This window comes from Pseudomonas sp. WS 5410 (assembly GCF_012985645.1).
Lineage (GTDB): Bacteria > Pseudomonadota > Gammaproteobacteria > Pseudomonadales > Pseudomonadaceae > Aquipseudomonas > Aquipseudomonas shahriarae.
The window spans coordinates 1-22,670 of the sequence record NZ_JAAQWS010000038.1 but is presented as its reverse complement, the minus strand read 5'-3'; the positions used below and the strand labels follow the sequence as shown (position 1 = coordinate 22,670).

The window sequence follows — 22,670 nt, the reverse complement described above, 5'->3', positions numbered from 1 at the left end:
TGCGCACGCCTCGACGATCAGGTCGGCTGTCAGGCCGCCTCGCTTTGCTTGTGATTTTGATCTCAGGCGCCCCGTTAAACCACGCTGGCCGTCATCCGATATTGATTTGGGGGGTAACCCGGCAGGACGCCGGGTTAGCCGCGCTGGGCCATGGATGGCCCATCGCGGCGGCCCCCCAAATCAATGTCGGATGACGGGCACACCGAGCCTGGGCGAGGTGCCGAGTGGTGGGGCAAGAGCCCTTTGCTTACTTTGGGGCTCTTTTCCAAAGTGAGCCGCCGTAAGGGCGGAACCAATAGCCGCCGTAACCGCAGCAACGGATATGTACACAACCCCAGAAGAGAGTTGTATAGCTACCTATGCCCATCGCGAACAAGCCCACATCAATCGGTGCAGGTCTTTAAATTTCGCTCACGTTGACCCACCGCTCCTCCCGCGCCGCCAGCCGAAGCGCTGTCGCCAACCGCTCCACCTCCCACGCCGCTTCAAAATCAGTACCCGCGGCACCTTGCCCGGCCAGGGCCATGATCAACTCCTGCACTTCCAGGGTTTTCAGTTCGTTGTACCCCAACTGATGCCCCGCCGCCGGGCTGAACGCGGCATAGCCGGGCAGGGCGGGGCCCGCCAGTAAACGCTGGAACCCCTGTTCACCGGCACGAAACAGGCGCAATTCATTCAATCGCTCCTGATCGAACGCCAGGGTGCCGTGTGTGCCGCTGATCTCGAAACTCAAGTGATTCTTGTAGCCGTGCTTGAGCCAACTGCTGCTGACGGTGCCGCGTGCGCCATTGGCAAAACGCAGCAAGGCATGTACCTGATCATCCACCGCAATCGAACGCCACTCGGTACTGCCAGGGCTGGCCGGGCGTTGGGCGTGGACGGTCTGGCTGTCGGCGCACACCTTGCTCACATCGCCCACCAGGTAACGCGCCATCGCCAGCAGATGACTGCCCAGGTCCGCCAGGGCGCCGCCGGCATGCTCCACCTCACAGCGCCAGGACCAGGGCGACGCCGGGTCGGCCATAAAGTCTTCACTGAACTCGCCCTGGAAACTGATGATCTGCCCCAGCTCGCCCGCGTCGATCATCTGTCGCGCCAGGGCGATCATCGGGTTGTGCTGGTAGTTGTAGCCGACCCGCGTCACCACTCCAGCCTCGTAGGCGGCGAGGCGCATGGCGTCGGCTTGCTGCAGGCTGGTCGCCAGGGGTTTTTCGCAATACACCGCCTTGCCCGCCGCCAGTGCGGCCATGGCCATGGGGTAGTGCAGGTGGTTGGGGGTGGTGATAGCGACCAGGTCCACGTGCGGGTTATCAATCAATTGTTGCCAGTCGCCATGGGCCTGGGCAAAGCCCCAGGCGCTGGCGCAACGTTGCGCGCGCTTGGTATCGGCATCGGCCAGGGCCGCCAGCGTCAGGTTGAAGGGAAGCTCAAACACCGCACGGGCGTTATTGAACGCCAGTGCGTGGGCACGGCCCATGAAGCCTGTACCGATCAGGCCGATTCCGAGTGAGCGCATGGCGGTGGTCCTTTTGAATTATTGTTTCAGGAGCGCAATTAATAGAATAAAAATTCCCAATGATCAATATATGGAATAAAAATATCGCCTAGCGGATGCGGGCAACTCATCATTTCAGCGAATGCAGCTATATTCAGCGCGAGGGCAAAAGGCCTTTAGTTAACAAAAGATAACGTAGCGCCGATTGTCAGACGATTCGAAAGCCCGATAGGATGGCCCCTGCTTCCTCAAGGGGCTCTAGATTGCAGGTTTGCGCACTGCGAACACCCTGGAAGGTGTTACGACCTAACAATAATAAATGGGAGAAAGGTCTATGAGTGAGCCTGTCATGGGTGTGGGTTTTTGCCGCCCGCTCGCGTCGCGCAAGGTCGCGGTGCTGGCTACAGCGCTCTCGCTGCTGGGGGTTGTCGCGTTGTCGACGGCTGCCCAGGCTGCAACCGACGCCGCAGAACCTGCGGCATTTGCCATTGAATCGCCAAGGGCCGAAAAAGGCCTGATGATCGACGTCGTGCAGGCCGGCAAGCGCCTGGTGGCGGTCGGTGATCGCGGGCATATCCTCTATTCCGATGATCAGGGCGCCACCTGGGTGCAGGCCAAGGTGCCGACCCGGCAATTGCTCACGGCGGTGTTTTTTATCGACGACCAGCATGGCTGGGCGGTCGGGCATGACGCCAAGATCCTCGCCAGCAACGATGCCGGAGCCACCTGGAGCGAGCAGTTCAAGGACCTCAGCCGCGAAGCTCCGCTGCTGGACGTGCTGTTCAACGACCCCAACCACGGCTTTGCCGTGGGCGCCTACGGTGCGCTGATCGAGACCACCGACGCGGGCAAGACCTGGGAGGATGTCAGCGACCGTCTCGACAACGAAGACCAGTACCACCTCAACGCCATTGCCCGGGTCAAGGACGCCGGCCTGTTTATCGTCGGCGAGCAGGGCAGCATGTTCCGCTCCAGCGACGAGGGGCAGACCTGGGAAAAACTCGAAGGCCCTTACGAGGGCTCGCTGTTTGGCGTGATCGGCACCGCCCAGCCCAAGACTCTGTTGGCCTACGGTTTGCGCGGCAATCTGTTCCGTTCCACCGATTTTGGCGACACCTGGGAGCCGGTGGCGCTCAAGGCCGCCCGTGGCGCACTGGAGTTCGGCCTGTCGGGCGCGACCTTGCTCGACGACGGCACCCTGGTGGTGGTGGGTAACGGCGGCAGCGTGGTGGTCAGCCACGACGATGGCCTGACGTTCAGCGTATTCAATCGCCCGGACCGCATTTCACTCTCGGCAGTGACGGCGGCGGGCAATGGCGACTTGATTCTGGTGGGGCAGGGTGGCGTGCGCGTCGCCGAGCCAACCGGCGCCGAACGCAAAAAACAATAAGAAGGCGGGGACAGAATGAGCAGTCATCACAACGATAAAGCGACCTTTCTTGAGCGCCTGATCTTCAATAACCGCCCGGCAGTGATCGTCATCTGCCTGCTGGTGAGCATTTTCCTGTTCTGGCAGGCGACGTTGATTCGCCCGTCCACCAGCTTCGAAAAAATGATCCCCCTGCAACACCCCTTCATCGAAAAGATGATGGAGCACCGCAACGACCTGGCGAACCTGGGCAACACCGTGCGCATCTCGGTGGAGGCCAAGGACGGTGACATCTTCTCCAAGGAGTACATGGAGACCCTGCGCCAGATCAACGACGAAGTGTTCTACATCTCCGGTGTCGACCGCTCCGGCCTCAAGTCCCTGTGGAGCCCCAGCGTACGCTGGACCGAAGTGACCGAGGAGGGCTTTGCCGGCGGCGAAGTGATCCCGCAGAGCTACAACGGCTCGCCGGAAAGCCTCGACCAGTTGCGCAACAACGTGCTCAAGTCCGGCCAGGTCGGGCGCCTGGTGGCCAACGACTTCAAGTCGAGCATCGTCGATATCCCGCTGCTGGAGTCCTACCCGGACCCGCAGGACCAGGGCAAGTTGCTGGCCCTGGACTACCAGAAGTTTTCCCACGAACTGGAAGACAAGATCCGCACCAAGTTCCAGGAGCAGAACCCCAACGTCCAGATCCATATCGTCGGGTTCGCCAAGAAGGTCGGCGACCTGATCGACGGCTTGATCATGGTGGTGCTGTTCTTCGGTGTCGCGTTCGTGATCACCCTGGTGCTGCTGCTGTGGTTCACCAACTGCGTACGCAGCACCATCGCGGTGTTGATTACCACGCTGGTGGCAGTGGTCTGGCAACTGGGCTTGATGCACTTTTTCGGGTTCGGCCTGGACCCGTACTCGATGCTGGTGCCGTTCCTGATCTTCGCCATCGGCATTTCCCACGGCGTGCAGAAGATCAACGGCATCGCCCTGCAATCCAGTGAGGCCGACAACGCCCTGACGGCGGCCCGCCGCACGTTCCGGCAACTGTTCCTGCCGGGGATGATCGCGATTCTCGCGGATGCGGTGGGCTTTATCACCCTGCTGATCATCGACATCGGCGTGATCCGTGAACTGGCCATCGGCGCCTCCATCGGTGTTGCAGTGATCGTGTTCACCAACCTGATCCTGCTGCCGGTCGCGATCTCCTATGTGGGCATCAGCAAACGCGCGATTGCCAAGAGCAAAAAGGACGCCAACCGCGACCATCCGTTCTGGCGCCTGTTGTCGAACTTCGCCAGCCCGAAAGTCGCGCCGATCTCCGTCGCCCTGGCCGTGATCGCCTTTGGTGGCGGCCTGTGGTACAGCCAGAACCTGAAGATCGGCGACCTCGACCAGGGCGCCCCGGAACTGCGCCCGGATTCGCGCTACAACAAAGACAACAACTTCATCATCAGCAACTACTCCACCAGCTCCGATGTACTGGTGGTGATGGTCAAGACCAAGGCAGAAGGCTGCTCGCGCTACGAAGCCATGGCGCCTATCGACCAGTTGATGTGGAAGATGCAGAACACCGAGGGGGTGCAGTCGGCGATCTCCCTGGTGACCGTGTCCAAGCAGATGATCAAGGGCATGAACGAGGGCAACCTGAAATGGGAAACCCTGTCGCGTAACCCGGATGTGTTGAACAACTCCATCGCCCGTGCCGATGGCCTGTACAACAACAATTGCTCCCTGGCGCCGGTGCTGGTGTTCCTCAACGACCACAAGGCCGAGACCCTCGACCGTGCGGTGCATGCGGTGCAGGACTTCGCCAAGGAAAACAACAAGGAAGGCCTGGAGTTCATCCTCGCCGCCGGCAACGCCGGGATCGAAGCGGCCACCAACGAAGTGATCAAGGAAGCCGAGCTGACCATCCTGATCCTGGTCTACCTGTGCGTGGCGACCATGTGCATGATCACCTTCCGCTCCTGGGCGGCGACCCTGTGCATCGTGCTGCCGCTGGTACTGACCTCGGTGCTGGGCAACGCGCTGATGGCGTTCATGGGCATCGGCGTCAAGGTCGCGACCCTGCCGGTGGTGGCGCTGGGGGTGGGGATTGGCGTGGACTACGGCATCTACATCTACAGCCGCCTGGAAAGCTTCCTGCGCGCCGGTCTGCCGTTGCAGGAAGCCTATTACCAGACCCTCAAATCCACCGGTAAAGCCGTACTGTTCACCGGCCTGTGCCTGGCGATCGGCGTGTGCACCTGGATCTTCTCGGCCATCAAGTTCCAGGCCGATATGGGCCTGATGCTGACCTTCATGCTGCTGTGGAACATGTTCGGTGCACTGTGGCTGCTGCCGGCACTGGCGCGGTTCCTGATCAAACCGGAGAAACTGGCGGGGCAGAAGGGCAACTCCTTGTTCGCCCACTGACCCAAGAAGCCCCCCCTGTGGCGAGCGGGCAATTCCGCTCGCCACAGCCGGTCAGGGAGCCAGCGGCAGGAACCAGCGCTGCACCAACGCCTTGCCGATCAACCCGCGATGGACATCCACGACTGCCTGGGGGCTTTGCGCCCTGGCCAGTTGCGAGTAGTAACTCTGCTTGCGCTGCTCCCGGGTTTTCAGGTGGGCCGCGGTATACAGTTCCTTGGGCGTATCGGCCGCCGGGTAGTGCAAGTGCGCATACCACAACGGATAGCCGCCCTGGTCGTTCACCGCATACTCCTGGACAAAATCCCGACGCTCGCCACTCAGTTGGATACGCTCCCCCAGCAACCCTATGTTGGCGCGCTTCTGTTCGATCAGGTACTCGAGGTTGCCGTGGGTCGGGGGCAGGTCCAGGCACAGCTGGGTACGCAGCGCCAGGCCTTGCTCACTCAAACGCACCGCCGCCTGGCGCATGTTGTTAACCAGGGTTTGATCCGCTGACGTACGCGCCTCGGCGGGTTGGGCCTGAATCGCCAGATGCAGTTCGTTGGCCAGTCTGTCGTAACGCACCGCTTCAAATTGCAGCACTTCCTGCACTTCTTGCGGGTGCCGGGAGATTCTCCGGTATTGCTCGCCACGGCGCAGGTGTTCTTCGAGCATGGCCAGCAGCTTGCGGGCTTCACCCTTGACCAGGCTCAGACTGCGCGGTGCTGGCGCAGAGGCCGGTGGTCGCGACTCCTTGTATTCGATCCACTGGTCCCCCCGTTGTGAATACATGGCCAGCAGTTGGTCACTGACCTGGGAGCGAACCTCCACCGTTTCCACCGAGCCCACTGGCTTGACCTCACCGATAAAGGTGCCCTTTTTCGGGGTACGGATCACTTTTTTCAGAGGCTTGCCGATCATTGCCGGGCTGCGTCGGCTCGGGCGCCTGGGGGGCTGGGCGACGGGCTTGATTTCGCCGGCCAGTTGCTTGGCGGCGTCCTGGTACAGTCCCTCTACCAGCGTGACCAGCCTGGCAAAATATTCGCTGTCCAGCTCATCGGCATTGACGATACCCAGCCCCTGCAACGAATCCAGGCCCCGGCCATAGTGTTCCACCAGGCTTTCCAGCACGCTGACGCGGTCCTCGGCCGTCAGTTCCAGGTCGTTTAGCTCACTGTGGGTACGCAAGTGTTCCTGCAGGGGCTCAAGGATGTCGATCAGTACATCGACCAGTGGATGATCCGGGTACTTGTGGGTCATCAGTTCGTAGTTGCGCATCAGCAAATCCTTGACGGCCAGGGCGCTGATTTCCTGCGGACGGTCCCAGGTCAGACGGTTGTAGTATTCGCTGCCGGCGGTGCCCAGGTTGAACAGTTGGTCCAGGTAGCGGTCGCGCAGCTCCAGCCAGTGGATCGAACGCTCATTGATGGCAATCATTTCGCGGATGAACCGCTGGTAAGCCGCAAAGTCACTGAGCACAGCCTCGGCCAGGCGTGTGCTTCGGGACGTGAAGTGACTGTTGTTGCGGTACAGCGCACCGCGATCTTTCTCGGCCACCACCACATGCTTGCGCGTATTGTTGACGATGTTTTCCAGCAAGCTCGCCACCGATTCGGGTGGCAAGGCAATCCCCAGCTCGCTGCGTTCTTTCAGGCTGTCCAACTGCTGCTGGTATTCCAATGTCTGTTCCTGCAGGGCCGTATCGAAGCGCTGGCGACTGTCAGCCTGTTGCGCTTCGCTGAAGCGTGGGTCTTCGGCGGTCCTGGTCATCACCCCCAGGATAATCTCGATCCGGTTTTGCCGGGCCACCTGACCCTGGATGAACAGTTCGTAAGAACGCTTCAGTTGGCTGACCCGTTCAGCCCGTCGCTGGCGTTCGGCGGCGATTCGCCTGGGGGGCATGCCACCGCGCAGGCGCAGGCGGGTGTCTACCGACCACACGCCGTTGGCATCGCTGCGCAGGTAAGGGCCGCTGCGGTTGGGGTCGCCAGGGGCGACGACCCTGATGTCGCCCTCCGGCTCCAGGCTCACTTGCAACCACTCGCCGTTCGCCTCGGCGTGCCAAATGTTTTCAACCAGATACAGCCCCCTGCGTGGCCCATTCAGCACGGGGCGGGGCAGGGGCGTCGGCCGGATGGCCTTGAAGCTGCTCAGCCGCACGCGCTGGGCTGGCGTCAGGCGTTGACGGGTCTGGGCAAAGCTGAAGTCCAGCACATTGCGGCGGGTATCCGGCAACACACCTGGCAGGGCCACGGCTCCCTCGCGAACCGTCGGTGCCGCGGGCACCGGCCATTGTTCGGCAATACGCGGCGCGAGGGCCGAAGGCAGTGCACGCGCCTTGAGCCCGGCAGCCAGGGGCGGGTAAGACGCGGTCACCTCGGGCGTCGCCTCGAACAGCAGCAGGCCGAGGTTGAGCAGCAGATCGACGGCAGCCAGTTCCCGGGTCTGGCGGTCGGGCGCATCCAGTGCCGGTATGTCCTGGTCCAGGCTGGCCATCAGGGCCATCAACCAGCCGGTGAGCATCGCCCGACCACGCAGCAACGGCAGCAGCAGGTTGCCGAACAACAGGCTGCTGCCTTCCAGCAGTACCCGCCAGCGGCTCTCGCTGTTGGACACCGACTCGCGGTTGGCCTGTTGCACCAAGCCACGGGCGTGGTCGCTGAACAGGTAGCTCATCAGGCGCCCGGTCACCAGGCATTGTTGTAATTCATCGTTGATGCCATCGCTGGACAGGCGCGCCGGCACCGGCTTATTCAGGGGGGCAAATTCATCGCCCTGGCCGAAGCGCAGGTAATGTGGTTCGCGCAAGCCACCGTGGGCATAGATCGGCCGGGCGCTGTCGCTCAGCCAGGTCAGCACACTGTCCTGTAGCTCGCCGGGCTGGGCGATGGCCTCGAACAGCGCCTCGCGGCTGGCGAATTCCAGAAGCGCTTGGGCATACAACGGGCGGTACAGCAGATGAGGGCCGACCTCGGCGTCCCGCGTTTCGATCAAGTACATGTTGCTGACGCTGTCGGGAGAGGCGCCAGGGGCCCGCACCAACGCCAAATGACGGATCACCACCTGGCGGTTATCAACCTGCTGCTCGGCAACATTGCCCTGCATCAGCGCGGCCACCAGGCGCGTGCCCTGGCGGCTTACGCCGGCCTGTTGTTTGAGGCACAACTCCAGCGCCAGCAACGGCAGTTGCGCGGCTTGCTGATCGGCAAACAACGCTTCACGCTGCTGCGCCTCGGGACTGTCGCCCAGCAGATGCTGCTCCAGCAGGCGGGGGTAGTGCTGGCCGATATCGACCTTTTCAATGAGGCCACCGGCGCCCATCAAATAGTCGGCGGTCAGCCACGACGGCAGCGCCAGGCCGTGGCGATGGGTCAGGGTCACGGTGCCGCTGGGGCGGCTGGCCAGGTTGTCGATGGCCATGTCCGTGAGGCTCATGCGCTCGTGGCGGATAATTCCGACGGTGCCCGGATAGCCAGCGGTGACGGCGAAGGTCAGTTGCAGGTCGTCGGGGTGCAGCGCGGCGACAGACGGCGGCGTCGGCATCAGGGAATCGAAGTTCACGGCGTCGTGTTGCAGCGTTTGCAGCAGGGTCTTGACGGTGTAGGTGCGGATATCGTCCAGATCACTGAGGAAGTGGCGCCCGCCGCCGCGCTGTTTGGCGCTGGCCAGCGCCAGGGCATAACGCCGGTAAGTCGCGCGGTCGTCGGCGCTGGCCTGTTGCAGCCAGCTCGGCAGGTGTTGGCGCAGGGTGTCCAGGGCCTGGGGTGGGGCGGCCGGCGAGTCGCGGAAAAACCGGCCGGGATCGGTGAGTTCAGCATACAGCGCCTGCCAGGCGCTGAAGGGCTGGGCCGTGGGCAGGCGCAGGTTGCCCAGGTCTGCCAACTGGCGATTGAGGATCATCGCCGCCTGGTGTTCGAAGATATCGCCGTCGGGCTCGTAGCGCTGGATGAGGATATCGTCGACCTGATATTGGCTGCCCAGGCGCTGGCCGTAGGCCTGGACCAACCCATCCATGGAGGCGAACACTTCAATGCCGCCGCCGGGGCTGCACAGCAGCACCGGCATCTTGCCGTTCACGGCGCGGACCAGCACCAGTTCCGGACTCAGCAGGTGGCTGCTCTGTTCCCCGCTCTTGAGGGTGACTTCCAGGCCATAGGCGAACACCACACCCTGGCCATGGCGGGCGATTCGCGCTTCACGGTCGGGGATGGCCACCAGTTGGTCGATCGCCTCCTGCGCCTGGGCATCCAGGCCTGTGTGGCGAAGGGCGGATACGCGCAAGGTGTCCATCAGCACGTGCGCAAGCCAGCGCCAATGCCCGGCGTCCCAATACTCGGCCAAGGCATTTTGCAGGGCGATGGGCAGGGTCTGGGGCAGTTCGCCAACCAGGCGTGCGATGACTTGCATATTGAGTTGTTCCCCGGTCAAACCGGGCAGTTTCAGACGTTTTGGCGGCTCGTCGGAGAGGTACCAGGGCACGTTGTTCACATCGCTGAAATCCAGCGCTATGCCACTGGCCAGCGCATCCTGTACCACTGGCATAAATGGCTGTAACAGCCAGCTGCGGCGTTGCGGCCGGGCCAGGCGCGTGCGACTCAGGTCTATCGTCAGCGTTGGGTACTGGGCGCCGATGGCCGCGGCGAGTTGTTGGCGGATCACCGTTTCCAGCGCGGGGCGATCAGCAAATCGAGCGCTCACGGCATGGGCGATGGAGGAGGGGGTGAGGTTTTGCATAAACATCCTTTTTATTGGCAGTAGATGCCTTCATGGCGGGGTTCTAGGCGGGCAACAGGCTGAGGAACAGGCGTTGGTCAAACGGCGCGGTGATCGGGTGGTACAGGTCTCGCACGATGGCCTGGCTGTCTGCACCGGCCTGGGCGATCAAGTCCCGCAGGGTCACAAAGCGCTGTTCGGGGCGCTTCAGATGGGCGGCGGTGTAGGCACTGGGCAAACTGTCGGCCTGGCTGTAGTGGAAGTGGGCGTACCACAGCACCGTGAGGCTGTTTTTCTCGCGCACGGCGAACTCCGACACGTAGTCCCTGGACGCGGTACGTTGGGCGCCGTGGACCAGGCCGATATCAATCGCGCCGTGGCTACGCAGGAACTCGATGTGTTCCTGGCGCGGGCGCTGGGCCTTGTAGCCCTCGATGCACTGCTGCGTGCCTTGGCTGCGCAAGTCGCTGGCGCGCTGGCGCAAGCGTTCCACGGTCTGCGGCATGTCCGGCTTGTCCCCATGGTGGTTGGCCAACTCGGTCGCGACCGTTTCGAGGCGCTCGGCCTGGTGCGCGAGCATGTCGCGCCAGTCTTGCGGGTTGAGTTCATCGCGGCGTGTCGGGTCGCTGAGCTTCTTTTTCTGGAATTCGATAGAGCGCTCGATACCGGGCACCTCTTCCAGCAGCCGTTGTGCCTGGGTGCGCAAGGTCGCCAGGGACGGCGCCGGTGATGGCTCGACCGGCGCGTTGGGCTGGGCGTCGACAATCTCTACCCAGCCCTCATTGGGATGCTCCATAAAGCGCCCGCTGACCTGCTGGGTAATCGGGTTACGGGTCACGATGGTGGGGAAGGGGATGTCGCTTTGCGCGGGTTCCAACTCGCCGACCAGGGCTCCCTTGTCCCGTGATTTGAATACGCGTTTGGTTCGCGACGTCGTGCGTACCGGTTTAAACGGCGTCGGTTGTGGCGGCAGGAATTCATCCTCGCGCAACAGGGCCGCCAGATCCGTCTCGGCGCTGTCACGGGCGGTGTGCAGGCGCTCGATCAGCAGCGGCATATACCGTGGGTGTGCCAGAGGTGAGTCCAGTTCCAGCAGGCTCTGGTAAATCTGCAGTCGGCGGCGGTAATGCTTGATCAGGTTGCTCAGCACGGCCTTGCGCTCGGCTGGGGTGAAGCCTTCGGTGGTCAGTAGCTCCAGGTGTGAGTCTTCCAGAGGCGACAGCGAGGATTGCAGGTGGTCATGGCGCGCCAGGAAGTAGTGTTCCTGGGGCGTGGTGGCCGGGATCGTCTGGTCGATGCTCAACTCGGTCAGCACATCCAGGGATTCGAGGGTAGCGTTGAGGCGGTTGTAGAACCGGCGCTTGGGGTGACCATTGAGGTACTTGAGGCGTTGCGCGGGGCCGGTCTTCAAGCGTGCGGCCATTTCCTCCAGGGTGTTCTCAATGGCAGTCATCGCCTGGGCGTGGCGCTCGGAAACCGCAAAGTTGGTCTCCAGCAGATCCTTGACATAGCGCATCGCCCCGACATCGTGGGCTGCGTCTTGCAGTTCGATCAGCGACTCGCCCTGTTCGGAAATGAATGTTGCCAGGTAGAGGGATGACAACTGGCTGACGCGGATTTCATCGGTGGCCAGAATCGACTGATATTGCTCGATGCACTGCCCTTCGTAGTCGAAGCGACTGTCCACTTCTTTCATTTGGCCATAGGCCGTGATCAGCTCGCGCCGCTGTTGCAGCAATTCGGCGGCGGCCTGATCGAAGCGCTCCTGAAAAAGCTGGAAGGCGGTCCTGGTCCGGGAGCGTTGGGCGACTTTGTCGCGGTGCTCGGCTATCAGCGCCGGGTCGTCCGGTTTGCTGCGCAAGCTTAGGCGCGTTTTGCCCAAGGCGTTATGCGCTTGCTCGAACTTCAAGCGGGCGGCATCCAGCACCTGGTCGATCGGTTGCAGGCGCTTGATCAGGACGCTGATCTGATCACCGATGCGATTAATTTCCTCCGACACCTGGCTGCGTTGCTGATCGATTTGCGCCAGCTTGGCCTTGAGCCGGTTCTTCGGCCCGCCACCGCGCAGTTTCAGGCCCAGGTCCAGGCTCCAGCGACCCTGGGCATTGCGTGTCAGCTGGAAGCCGGGGTGCTGCGGTTTGTGCGGATGAACCAGGAACACTTGGCCCAGGTCCGGCAGGACATTCACGCGAAACAGCAGGCCGGCCACCGAGGCATGCCACTGCTGATCAATGCGGTACAGGCCCTTGAAGGCACCGATGCTCACCGGTAAGGGCGGCGGCACCGGCCAGGGTACATGCAGTTCGTGCAGGGCCTCCAGCAGGCGCTGGCGACTGCTGTCCCGCGCGTTGGAGTGGATAAAGTCCACCAGGGTCTGGTCGCCGGCCGGTGGCTCGGCGGGCAGGCCCACCGTGCCTTGTTCGATCACTGTCGGCGGGTGGGCCGTCGTCGCCGGGCGGCGCAGTGCCGCGAGGGTCAGCGCCAAGGCCGGCTCGGTGGTGTGCGCCGCCTGCTCAAGGGTAGGGGTGGGCCGGGAGGCCACGTGCAACAGAATCAGGCCGATGTTGAGCAGCACATCGACCCAGGCCAGTTCCCGCGCAGCGGCGTCATTGCCTTGCAGGGCGAGAATATCGTGGCGCAGGCTGACCGCCAGTTGTGCCATCCAGCCCGCCGCCATTGCCGGCCCGCGCAGCAGCGGCAGCAGCAGAGCGTTAAATAGCAGCCAGCCACCTTCCAGCAGCACTTTCCAGCGGCTTTCGGCATTGGACACCGAGTCCCGGTCTGCCAGGTCCACCAGTGCCCGGGCATTGCTGCCGTACAGGTATTGGGTCAGGTTGCCCGTGGCCAGTGCCTGCGCCAGGGAGCCGGGGATTTCGCCGCCATGGCAGTCCTGCGCCAACTGGGCGGGCGGTGGGGCAGGCCATTGCACGCTGTCGTCACCCTGGCCGAAGCGCAGGATATGTGGGCTGTGAAAGCCATTATGGCTGTAGATCGGCCGGGCCTTGTCCGTCATCCAGGACAATACGCTGTCTTGTAGCGCGCCGGGTTGTGCGATGGCGTCGAACAGGGCCGCACGGCTGCTGAATTGCTGCAGCGCGTCCTGGTACAACGGGCGGTAGAGAATCGGCGGCCCGGCGTCACTAGCGCGCGGTTCGATGATAAACATGTTGCTGACGATATCCGGCACGGCACCGGGCTTATGGGCGAAGGCCAGAGGGCGGATCACGATGTCCTGGGCATTCACCACCCGCCCCGACAGGTTGCTGTGCAGTACCGCCTTGACGTAGCGATAACCCAGGAAGGTAAACCCCTGTTGCCCGCGAATCGCCAACTCCAGGGCTTGGCGCGGCAACTGTACCGCCAGCTCCTGGCCGAACAGCGCTTCACGCCGACGGGCTTGGGCGGTGTCCCCCAACAGCTGTTCGCGGATTGTCTGCGGGTAGTGCCGGCCGATGTCCACCTGGCGGATCAGCCCTGGGGTGCTATGGAGCAGGCCCTTTTCCCCCAAGACGTAGTCTTCGGTCAGCCACTGCGGAACGTCCGCCCCCGAGGTGTCGCGCAGGGTCAGGCGACCCTGGGGCGCGGCGGCGAGGTTGTTGATCGCCAGTTCGCTCAGGCTCATGGTCTGCTGCGCCAGATAGCCGCTGCGCAGGTCTCCCACCGGGACATGGAAGGTCAGCGCCAGGTTGTCCGGCTCCACGCTGGACTCGGGGTGGTCGCGGCGCATCTGCTCGCGCAGGGTGCGGGTGGTGAAGGCTTGCAGGTTTTCGACGCCGCTCAGAAAGGACGCCCCGCCGGTTTGCCGTTGCAGGCGCGCCTGGTCCAACAGCCCTTGGCGATAGGCAAAGCGCTGCTCGGCATCGGCTGCCAGCAGCCAGGGGGGCAGCGCCGCCTGCAGGACAGGCTGCAGCGTCGGGTCCGGCGCGGGGGCGGCGATAAACAAGGGCACAGGGTCGCTGGCGTCGGCGACCTGCTGCTCCAGGGCGCGTAGCCCTTCGGTAGCCGGCAAACGGATGGCTTGAAGGTCGTCCAGTTGCTGGTTGAGCAGTAAGGCGGCCTGGGTATCGAAGAGATTGCCATCGGGCTCGTAACGCTTGACCACCAGCGTGTCCGCTTGCAAGCGGCTGGCCAGGCGCTGGCCCCAGGTGTGGGTGAAGGCCTCGATTGAGGCAAAGGGCTCGACATTGCCCGACGCCTGGCACAGCAGGATCTGGGTGCCCTGCACCAACAGCAGGTCGGTGCTTAGCAGGCGCGCTTCGCGGTCCTGGTTGCTCACGCAGGCTTGCAGGCAGTAGGCATGCACGAAACCTGCGGGCGCGGCCTGGCGCTCGCGGCGATCGGGCTCGCCGGTCACGCTATCGAGCATGTTCCGGGCGGGGCCGCTCGGCAGCAGGCTTGCGGTGTTTTTCAGGGTGTCGCACAGCAGGTCGCCAAGCCATTGCCAGCGGCTGACGCCGGTATCTGCGTCGAGGTTCCAGTAGCTCGTCAGGGCGTGTTGCAAAGCGATAGGCAGGGTAAAGGCGAGGTCCAGAATCACCCGTTCAATGACGGTCATATCCGGCTCGCGGGGGCCATTGGCCTCATAGGTCAGGCGCGACGGCGGTCGTTGGGACAGGAAGCAGCGACGTTCGTCGATGACCAGGGTCAGGTTCAGGGCCGTGCCCTTGCCCAGGTGATCGAGGACGACGTCGATCAGGCGCTTGAGATCCCAGCCGCGCCGTTGGTTGGGGGTGGCCAGCCTGACCGTAGACACATCCAGGCGCAGCACCGGGAAGTGTTCCAGCAGGCGTTCCTGCAGGTGTTGCTCAAGCACCTGGCGCAAGCCCGGGCGATCGGCGAATTGGCGGGCGACGGCCAGGGCCGGGGTGTTGCTGCGGTGAGTGAACAGCGATGGGCCAGGGGGTGGGGCGGGTAAAGTGTCCGGCATAAAAGATTCCGTTCTGCGCGATGGGGTTCCTCCGCAGAATGGCAAGCCGCTGGGGCCGCAGTGTGGTAGCCGGTTATCGCGACACGACGGCGAACACGGTTTGGCCTATCATCAACGTTTTTCCACTGATGAATGATCCTGATGACTGCTGCCACTCTGCCTACTGCACTCCACACCAGCGACATGCTCGAAATCGATGGCCTGCATGCTTTTGATTTCACCTTCGATGACCGGCAGTTGCTGATCAAGAGCATGGACGGTCGGGCCGAGAAACGTTGGACGTTCAGCATCGCCCAGGTGCAGGCCGCGACGTTTGATGAAGCCTTGCAAAGCTGGACGCTCACCGGTGACTCGGGCGAGCACCGCCTGGTGTGCCTGAGCGCCATCACCGGCAGCAACGAGGACGAGGACGACGAACATGCTGATGCGTAAATTCTGGCCCCTGCTGATGGCCGGCAGTGTCGGTGCGATGTCGGTCCAGGCCGCTACGGCCGATACCTTTGATCTGCTGGTGGGCAGCTACACCGCCGGCACCAGCGAAGGCATCTATCGCCTGCAGTTCGACAGCCGTACCGGCCAGTTCAGCGGCCCGCCGGTGCTGGCGGCCAAGGCGCAGAACCCGTCCTGGCTGACCTTGTCCCCGGACCAGAAACGCCTGTTCGTGGTCAATGAAAACGGCCCGGGCCAGCAGGACGAAGTCGGGCGTGTCAGCAGCTATCGCATTGACCCGGCCAACCACCAACTGACCCTGATCAACCAGGTGCAGAGCCTGGGCAACGAGCCCACCCACTCAAGCCTGGCCGCCGATGGGCGTTACCTGTTTGTTGCCAACTACTCGGTGCTGCAAGATCCGGGCGGCAGCCTGGCGGCCCTGCCGGTCGATGCCGAGGGCAGGCTGGCGCCACCGGTGCAACTGAGCGGGCACCCGGCCAGCGGCGTCAACCCCGAGCGCCAGGCGTCCAACCATGTGCATTCGGTGGTGTCGTCGCCGGATGGCAAGTACGTGTTTGTACAGGACCTGGGGGCGGACCGGATTTTTGCCTACCGCTACGACCCCAAGGCCAACCCTGAGCGGCCGCTGACCCCCGCCGATCCGGATTCCGTGCAGTTGCCGCCGGGCAGTGGCCCGCGTCACCTGCTGTTCAGTGCCGATGGCAAGCATGCCTGGCTGACCACCGAGATGAGCGCGCAGGTCGCGGTGTACGACTACCAGGACGGCAAGCTGAGCGAACGCCAACGGGTGGACTTTGCCGCCGGGCAACCGCTGTCGGACAAGGCCGGCGCGGCATTGCACGCCTCCAGCGACGGCAGGTTCCTCTACGTCAGTAACCGTGGCACCGCCAATCAGATCGTGGTGTTCGCCATTGATCCGGCCAACGCACAGCTGAAAGAGATCCAGCGCCGCGCCGTGGACGGCGATCATCCCCGTGAGTTCAGCCTGGATCCGAGCGGTAGGTTCCTGCTGATTGCCAACCAGAAGAGCAACCAGATCGTGGTGATCGAGCGCGATAGCCAGACCGGCCAACTGGGCAAAACGGTACAAAAACTGCCGATTGATGCTCCCAGCGATCTCAAGTTTCTGGTGCGTCAATAAGCCACAGGCCCCGGCGTACGGGGCCTGACTCCTTGTATTAATCCCAGTGATAACGGCTACTGTTTCAAAGCATTTCAGCGAGCCGGAACCCAGGCGTAAGTTTGCTCCAAGGCCTTCACAAGCCATCCAGCCAACCGAACACAAGGGTTACCGCCATGAACTTCAATCTCTTCTCGATCATTGCCGCTTCCGCTGTTTCCGCCACCGTCGCCTTGCCAGCCAGCGCCAGCGTGGAGATCAGCAGCAAAAAATCCAGCACCAGCGCCTACACCCAAAAATACCTGCAACAGAGCGCCAACTTCTACGCCGCCCTGGATCACAAGACCCCGCAGTGAGCAGCACTCGGCTTCAGGTTTTTGCCATCACTGCGGTAAACAACGGCGCCGCCAAAAAACGCTGCAGCCACTGCTGCAAACGCGGATACGGCGTTGTTGCAAACCACTCCCGATCCACATGGGCAAACTGGCGTATGAACGGCATCAGCGCCACGTCCGCCAGGCTCAGGTGATCGGCCAGCAGGTAATCACGTTGCGTCAGCAATCCCTCCAGCTGGCGCAAAAACACCTCGCCTTCGGCGCGATAGTGTTCCATCGGCTGCTCCGGGTAGCGCTCGGCGTATTTGTAGCGATTCAAATGCACCTTGAAGGCCTGGTCATTCTCGCCAATCAATTGCGCCATCAGCCCCTGCGCCGCCGGATCAGCCTCGAGCAGCCAGTCCTCGGGGTCGTTCTGCGCCAACGCCCAGTGCATGATCGCCAGGCTCTCGTCGATCACCTGGCCACCCACACACAACACCGGCACCGTGCCCTTGGGTGACAGCGCCAACATCTCGGCCGGCTTGGCCTTGAGGCTGACCTCGACAATTCGCAGCGCCACCCCTGAATACCGCAGGGCCATTCGCGCGCGCATGGCGTAGGGGCAACGGCGGAACGAAAACAGCAGCGTCTCGCTCACTTGACCTCCAGGGTGCTCAGGCCATTGCCCTGGCGCTTGACCTGGATCTGCACCGGTATCCGCTCGTGCATTTCCTGCACATGGGAAATCACCGCCACCTTGCGCCCCTGGGCCTGCAGGCCGTCGAGGGCATCCATCGCCAATTGCAGGGATTCGGGGTCCAGGCTGCCGAAGCCTTCGTCGATAAACAACGACTCGATCTTCAAGGTGCTGGAGGCCATCGACGCCAGCCCCAGGGCCAGCGCCAGGGAGACCAGGAACGTCTCGCCGCCGGACAGCGAGTGTACCGAGCGCAGTTCATCGCCCATTTCCGTGTCCAGCACCAGCAGGCCGAGCATGCTGCCGCCGCGCTTGAGGCGATAACGGCGCACCAGTTGGCGCAGTTGCACGTTGGCGTGGTGCACCAGCAGGTCGAGGTTGTAGGCCTGGGCGAACTTGCGGAACTTGTCGCCGGTGGCCGAGCCGATCAGCGCATCCAGCCGCGCCCAGCGCTGCCACTCTTCATAGGCCTTGGCGGTGGTGAGTGCCAGGCTCTGGTTGGCGTCCTGGCGTCGCTGGTCTTCGGCTTGTTGGGCGCGCAGTTCGGCGCAGTGTTTCTCGGCGTTGTGCAATTGCTGATTAAGGTCGGCCAGGGCCGCGTCCAGCTGTTCGGCGTCGAGGTTGCCGTTGTGCAGGGCCTGGTGGTCCTTGAGGCGTTGCTCGCGCTCTTGTAGCAGGACTTTGGCCTGTTCGATGGCTTTTTCGCTGTGCTGCACCTGCTGGCGCAGCGCGCTGACAGCCGCCTCGTCGAACGCCAGCAGGTGCGCCAGGCCGGCGTCGTCGAGCTGCGGATGCTGGGCGCGCCACTCGCTGATACGGCAGTGCAACGCCTGGAGTTCGCTGTCCAGGGCTTGCTGGCGCTCCTGGCGGGCCTTGAGGTCGGCGGCCAATTGGATCAGTTCGCTGCGGGTGTCCTGCAACTGCTGATTGGCCTGGGTTTCGCTCTGGCGTGCCTGTTCCACCGCCTGCTCAAGGTGCTGCTGCCAGTGCTCGGCACTGCTGTGCTCACCCACCAGGGCGCTGAGTTGTGCCTGGGCGGCCTGCTGTTGGGCGCTCAGCTCAGCCAATTGTTGCTGCAACACGGCCAGCTGTTGTTGGCGATGTTGCTGGCGGTCCTGTTCTTTTTCGAGGGTTTGCTGGCGCTGTTGCTGCTCGGCCAGTTCATCCTTCTGGTAGCCGAGCTGCTCCAGGCGCTGGCTGATCTGTTGGTCCAACAGCATGAACGTGGCCGCGGGCTCCGTGCGCAGGCCTTCGAGGGTCTCGGCCGGTAGCAGGCTGGCGAAAGCATTGAGCTCTTCGTCCAGGCGCTCGCGGTCGCTGGCCAGCTCCCGTTGCTGGTCGATCAACTGCTGGCGGGCCTGTTGGCTGGCATCCTGGGCGGCTTGCAACTGTTGCTGCAGGCGCCCGGCATTTTGTTGCAGGTTGAGCAGGGCGCCCTGGCGCTGTTCGTCCTGGGTGATGCTCTGGCTGAGCTGGCCCAGTTGCTGCGCCAGCCAGGCGCTGCGTTTGTCGCTGTCCTGGTTGAACAGGGTGGCGCTCAACGGATGGGCCTCGAGGCTCGGCGCCAGGGCCTGGCGCTGGCTCGCCAACTGCTCCTGCTGTTGCAGGAACTCCTTCTGCTGGGCGATCAAGCCGCCAACTTCGCCGCGCAGGTCGGTGAGCTTTTCCTTGAGGGTCTCGACGGCGAGCTGTGCAGTGGCCTCTTCGTTTTCATCGTGGCGCGTGAGGCTGTGCAACAAGGCTTCGGGCTGATGGTAAGGATGCTCGACGCTGCCGCACACCGGGCAGGGCTGATCATCCTGCAATTGCCCGCGCAACTCCTCGACACTGGCACTGCGTGCCAGCCGCTGACGCTCCAATAACTGCTTGGTCACGCTCAGGGTCTGCTCGGCCACTGTCAGCTCGGCCTTGGCTTGCAGGCCGGTCTGGTTCAACTGCTCGCGCTGTTGCTGGGCGGTGGCCTGCTTGAGGGCCAACTCCTGTTGTTGCTGGTCCAGCTGCTGCTGGCTGTCCCAGAGCCGCGTCAGGTCTTCGAAGGCCCGTTGCTGCTTGCGATTGTCCTTGAGCAGGCTGTCGAGCAACTGGATCTGCTCGGCCACGGCATGGGGTTCGGCGCCGGCTTCCTGATACAGCAGGTCCAGGGCCGCGCGCTGCCGAGTCCATTGCTCGCTGACGCGGTTGGCGCGTTCTTCCAGTTGCGGCAGTTCGGCCTGGCCCTTGTTCAGGCGATTGCCGATCAGCATCAGCTGTTGCAGGCGGTCACGGTAGGCGTTCCAGGCGTCGCTCAAGGGCGCCAGCCCGGCGCTGCGCTCAAGCTGTGCCGCCAGTTGTTGCAGGCGGCTGGTGACCTGCTGTTGCTGGGCGTGCAAGGCATCGAGCGCGGCCTGGCCCTCGGTGCAGGCGGTTTGCCCCAGTTGCAGCTGTTCGTTGCTTTGGGCTAGCTCGCGGGTCAGGCGGGCGAGGCTGCTTTGTTCTTCGAAGGCCTGGCGCAGCAGCGGCACCGCGTCGGTCTGTTGTTGCAGGGCTGCGGCCAAGGCGCTGTGTGCGCTGGCTTGCTGCTGTTGCAGCTGCTCCTGGCGCGTGTGCAGGGCGCTTTGTTGTTCAAGGTGCTGGCGGATCTGCGCGGCCAGGGGTTCCAGTTGGCCGGTCAATTCGCTGTGCCGCGCGAAATGATGACGCTGCGGTGCCAGTTGCTCCAAGTAGTTCAGGTCCTGGCGCTGCTGGCCTTGGCTGTCCCATTGCTGTTGGGCTTGCTGCAACTGTTCGGCTGCACTGTGCTGGCGCTCTTGCCACTCGCGCAGTTCCTTGAGCCAGGTGTGCTGCAGTTCCAGTTGCTTGAGCTGGGCCTGCTGGGTCTTGAGCTGGTGCTGGGCTGCGCTCAACTGTTGATCCAGCTCGGCGCGGGCCTCGGCCGGCAACGGCGTGACGCCGGTCGCCTGGTCTTGCAGCAGCTTGTGGGCTTCCTTGGCCTCCCGTGCCTTGACGAACGCACGCTGGCCCAACTGGGTGTAGAGCGCGGTGTCGGTGAGCTTTTCCAGCAGTTCGCTGCGCTCGTTGTCGTTGGCCTTGAGAAAGGCGCTGAACTCACTTTGCGCCAGCAGCACGGCGCGGGTGAACTGTTCGAAGTTCAGGCCCAGGGCCAGTTCCAGCTGGGTCTTGTATTCGGTTTTCTGGCTGGCCAGCAGTTGCTCGCTGTCCAGGTCGATCAGGCTTTGCCGGCTGTTCTGCAGCTTGCCGCTGGCCTTGTCGCGGGCACGGTTGGCTTCCCAGCGCGCGCGGTAGCGCCGGCCGCTGACGCCGATAAAGTCCACCTCGGCATACCCGCCGCCGGTACCGCGGCGGATCAGGGTGCGCGGGTCGCCGATGGAGATATCGGTATCGGCATCGGGCATTTTCGCCTGGCCGGTATCGCCCAGGCGTGGCACGGCGCCAAACAGCGCCAGGCACAGGGCGTCAAGCAAGGTACTTTTGCCGGCGCCGGTGGGCCCGGTGATCGCAAACAGGCCGGCACTGGCCAGGGGCTCGGCGGTAAAGTCGATCTCGAATGGCCCGGCCAGGGACGCAAGGTTTTTCAGGCGGATGGCGAGGATCTTCATGGCAGTTGCTCCTCCTGTTGTACTTCCTGGAGCAGCACGGCGAAATCCTTGAGGGTCTGTTCGTCCACGTCATTGCCGTAGCTTTCCTGCCAGGCACGGCTGAACAATTCCTGGGGCGTGAGCTGGTCGAGTTCGATCAACTGCTCTTGGCCATGGTCCTGGCGTGCGCCGCTGCCGGCGTACTCGGCGGCGATGCGCACCAGGCGCACGGCCTTGCCCAGCAGGGCGTTTTCCACTTGCTGGCGCAGGTCGGGCTGGGGTTCGTCGAGGCGCACCCGCACCTCCAGCCACGGCTGGCGCTGGGTTTCGGCCAGCAGGTCGACATCGGGCAGCTCCGCCAGTTGCTTGAGGATCTCGGCCAGGGGTGCGGCTTCCAGGCGTTGCAGATGCACGGCGCGGGGGATCAGGCGCGATTCGACGCTGACCAGGGTGTCGCCGTCCAGTTGCACGTCGAGAATCTGGTGTTGATAGCCGATTTCGGAGAACGACAGCGGGATCGGCGAGCCGCAATAACGGATGCGCTCCTCACCATTGACCCGCTGCGGCTTGTGCAAATGGCCGAGGGCGACATAGCTGACACTGGCATCGAACAGACTGGCCGGCAGCGCTTCGGCGTTGCCGATGATCAGGCTGCGCTCGGAGTCTTCCGACACCGAGCCGCCGGCCATATGTGCGTGGCTGATGGCAACCAGCGCCTGGCCCGGCTGGCGCTTGGCGTTGGCCGCCGCGATCAGGCGCTCATGCACCTGGCCGATACCCTTGAGGTAATCGTCGCCCAGCAGTGCGCCAGTGACCTCGGCCGGGCGCAGGAACGGCAGCGCCAGGCACCAGCCGGCCACAGCCCCGGTTTTGTCCGGTAGAGCAATCAGCAAGCGCTCCACATCCAGTTGCCCGTCATCCAGCCACAGCACCCGGCCCAGGGCATGGGTGCGCAAGCGCCGCATCAACGGCGCCGGCAGCTCAATGCGCGAGCCGGAGTCGTGGTTGCCGGCGATCATCACAATCGTCAGGTCGGGGTTTTGTTCATGGGCGTTGATGATGAAGTCATACAGACGCTCCTGGGCCTTGAGCGGCGGGTTGACCGTGTCGAAGATATCGCCGGCAATCAACAGCACATCGGGGCAGTGCAGCTTGATCTGGCCCAGCAGCCACTCGAGAAAACAGGCGTGCTCGAAGTCGCGTTCCTGGCCGTGGAGGTTTTGGCCCAGGTGCCAGTCGGAGGTGTGAAACAGACGCAAGGCGAACTCCGTGGGGAATAGGGAAAGGAGGGGAGTTTACCTGTAAATGGTAATGGGGCGCCCAAGATCAACAGCAAAGCCAGAGCGCGAAGCTACGGGGCTTTGTGGGAGCTGGCTTGTCGGTGATGGCGGGGTTGTGTACATATCCGTTGCTGCGGTCACGGCGGCTATTGGTTCCGCCCTTACGGCGGGTCACTTTTGGAAAAGAGCCCGGAGTGCCGGCCCAGCCAAAAGTAACCAAAAGGGCTCTTGCCCCACCACTCGGTGCCTCGCCTAGGCTCGGCATGCCCGCAGTCAGGCATTGCTCCGTGGGCCCGCCGCGATCGGCCATCCCTGGCCGTGTCGCGGCTACCC

At 63.3% G+C, this 22,670-nt stretch carries 11 protein-coding genes; 5 read left to right on the top strand and 6 right to left on the bottom strand.

Translation table 11 applies throughout. The annotated features are described in order from the left end of the window. Positions 1 to 400: 400 nt before the first annotated feature. On the bottom strand, positions 401 to 1,516 hold the full coding sequence (locus tag HBO24_RS29015) for a Gfo/Idh/MocA family oxidoreductase (protein WP_057438653.1): 1,116 nt from the start codon (positions 1,514 to 1,516) through the stop codon (positions 401 to 403). A 328-nt stretch (positions 1,517 to 1,844) separates the two neighbouring features. On the opposite strand from HBO24_RS29015, the gene HBO24_RS29010 reads away from it, so the two are divergent. Both HBO24_RS29010 and HBO24_RS29005 read left to right on the top strand, forming a co-directional pair. Beyond that, positions 1,845 to 2,885, top strand: a complete 1,041-nt coding sequence (locus tag HBO24_RS29010; RefSeq protein ID WP_170060823.1) for a YCF48-related protein — start codon at positions 1,845 to 1,847, stop codon at positions 2,883 to 2,885. Positions 2,886 to 2,900: 15 nt separating this feature from the next. Beyond that, on the top strand, positions 2,901 to 5,276 hold the full coding sequence (locus tag HBO24_RS29005; RefSeq protein WP_057444729.1) for an RND family transporter: 2,376 nt from the start codon (positions 2,901 to 2,903) through the stop codon (positions 5,274 to 5,276). A gap of 51 nt (positions 5,277 to 5,327) precedes the next feature. Here HBO24_RS29005 and HBO24_RS29000 read toward each other — a convergent pair whose 3' ends face one another. Beyond that, positions 5,328 to 9,989 (bottom strand): hypothetical protein, encoded by a 4,662-nt coding sequence (locus HBO24_RS29000; RefSeq protein ID WP_170060822.1) that lies wholly within the window; start codon positions 9,987 to 9,989, stop codon positions 5,328 to 5,330. Positions 9,990 to 10,032: 43 nt separating this feature from the next. Next, positions 10,033 to 14,895 (bottom strand): DUF6543 domain-containing protein, encoded by a 4,863-nt coding sequence (locus HBO24_RS28995; protein ID WP_170060821.1) that lies wholly within the window; start codon positions 14,893 to 14,895, stop codon positions 10,033 to 10,035. A gap of 141 nt (positions 14,896 to 15,036) precedes the next feature. Between HBO24_RS28995 and HBO24_RS28990 the strand changes: the two genes are divergently transcribed. The 3 genes from HBO24_RS28990 (at position 15,037) to HBO24_RS28980 (ending at position 16,824) form a co-directional block, all read left to right on the top strand. Further along, entirely contained in the window at positions 15,037 to 15,327 is a 291-nt protein-coding gene (locus HBO24_RS28990) for a DUF5629 family protein (RefSeq protein ID WP_057959839.1), read from the top strand. Then, positions 15,314 to 16,489, top strand: a complete 1,176-nt coding sequence (locus HBO24_RS28985; RefSeq protein WP_057438650.1) for a lactonase family protein — start codon at positions 15,314 to 15,316, stop codon at positions 16,487 to 16,489. Before HBO24_RS28990 ends, HBO24_RS28985 begins: the two co-directional genes overlap by 14 nt. Before the next feature lie 155 nt (positions 16,490 to 16,644). After that, entirely contained in the window at positions 16,645 to 16,824 is a 180-nt protein-coding gene (locus tag HBO24_RS28980) for a hypothetical protein (RefSeq protein WP_076965178.1), read from the top strand. Between the two features lie 13 nt (positions 16,825 to 16,837). Here the strand turns inward: HBO24_RS28980 and HBO24_RS28975 are convergent, their stop codons facing one another. The 3 genes from HBO24_RS28975 to HBO24_RS28965 are packed head-to-tail and all read right to left on the bottom strand — an operon-like array spanning position 16,838 to position 22,316. After that, positions 16,838 to 17,443, bottom strand: a complete 606-nt coding sequence (locus HBO24_RS28975; protein WP_170060820.1) for a glutathione S-transferase — start codon at positions 17,441 to 17,443, stop codon at positions 16,838 to 16,840. Further along, positions 17,440 to 21,078 carry an AAA family ATPase gene (locus HBO24_RS28970; protein ID WP_170060819.1) on the bottom strand — a complete coding sequence of 1,213 codons (3,639 nt, stop codon included), beginning with the start codon at positions 21,076 to 21,078 and terminating at the stop codon, positions 17,440 to 17,442. The genes HBO24_RS28975 and HBO24_RS28970 overlap by 4 nt, the downstream gene beginning before the upstream one ends. Then, positions 21,075 to 22,316, bottom strand: coding sequence for an exonuclease SbcCD subunit D C-terminal domain-containing protein (locus HBO24_RS28965; protein WP_057438646.1), 1,242 nt, complete (start codon positions 22,314 to 22,316; stop codon positions 21,075 to 21,077). The genes HBO24_RS28970 and HBO24_RS28965 overlap by 4 nt, the downstream gene beginning before the upstream one ends. Between the last annotated feature and the right edge of the window lie 354 nt (positions 22,317 to 22,670).